Raw genomic sequence first — 1,012 nt, 5'->3', positions numbered from 1 at the left:
CAACCGCTGGTACAAGCTGCTGCCGTCCCAGTCGGCGCAGGAAATCCTGGGTGAGCAGGACGATTCCTATCGTTCATGGTTTTCCCATCGAAAAAGTGGTGATAAAAAAGCCCATCCACCGGGATTCAGAAAAAAAGATACCATCAGCACCGTAACGTTTAAGCAAAGTGCTTTTGAACTGCTACCCGATAAAAGGGTGCGGCTGAGGTTGCCCAGAACTTATGCCAGAAGAGAATTAATTCTGGAGTACCAACTTCAACCGGACATCGTGCTCGGTAAGGTGCAGCAGGTCAAGCTGATATACGAACCGAGAACGGGCGACTGGTACCTGCATATCATCCACAAAGTTCCGATTGAGTACCGTGAAACCGGCAATATCATGGCGATTGACCTGGGGATTGTAAACATAGCAGCAGGATTTATCACCGATGGTTTTTCCTTCATCGTACCCGGTGGTGAACTTCTGGCTCTCGACCGATACTTTCAGAAAGAAAAAGCCAAGTGTACCAAGTCCGATAGCAAGCGTTGCATCAGATTAAATATCAAATGGGGCAGACAGCGAAATCACTACCTGCACGTTCTGACCAGATGGCTGGTTAACCTGTCGGTTGCCCACAACGTTTCCACGATTGTGGTAGGCGAATTAAAAGGTATTCGCGAGGACAAAAACTGGGGAGATGCGGGCAACCAAAAGCTTCATGAATGGCCATTTGGTAGAATAATAGAGCTGCTCACCTATAAGGCAGCTCTTGCAGGGATACGGGTGATAAAGGTATCGGAGAGAAGTACGAGCACCACATGTCCGTTATGCGGTAAGAGGGAGAAAGAAGCCCGTATATACCGCGGGTTGTTTGTTCACTGCGATAAAGTGTTCAATGCGGATGTGGTGGGAGCGTATAACATTTTGCAGAGGTATCTCCGTGAGACTGGAGCGGCTGTGCCGATTCAGTCAGGAGTAGTGGGCGCGCTGGCACGCCCTGCGGTCAACCTGTTTGTGTGGAGAAAAACCACA

General features: G+C 49.3%; 1 protein-coding gene. It reads left to right on the top strand.

The window, feature by feature from the left end:
- Positions 1–16: 16 nt before the first annotated feature.
- Positions 17–1,012, top strand: a 996-nt coding sequence (locus BUB87_RS14485) for an RNA-guided endonuclease InsQ/TnpB family protein (RefSeq protein WP_268761663.1), incomplete at its 3' end; no start/stop codon positions are given.

Source organism: Caldanaerobius fijiensis DSM 17918 (assembly GCF_900129075.1).
GTDB classification, from domain to species: Bacteria; Bacillota; Thermoanaerobacteria; order Thermoanaerobacterales; family Caldanaerobiaceae; genus Caldanaerobius; species Caldanaerobius fijiensis.
This window is presented reverse-complemented; position numbering and strand designations above follow the sequence as displayed.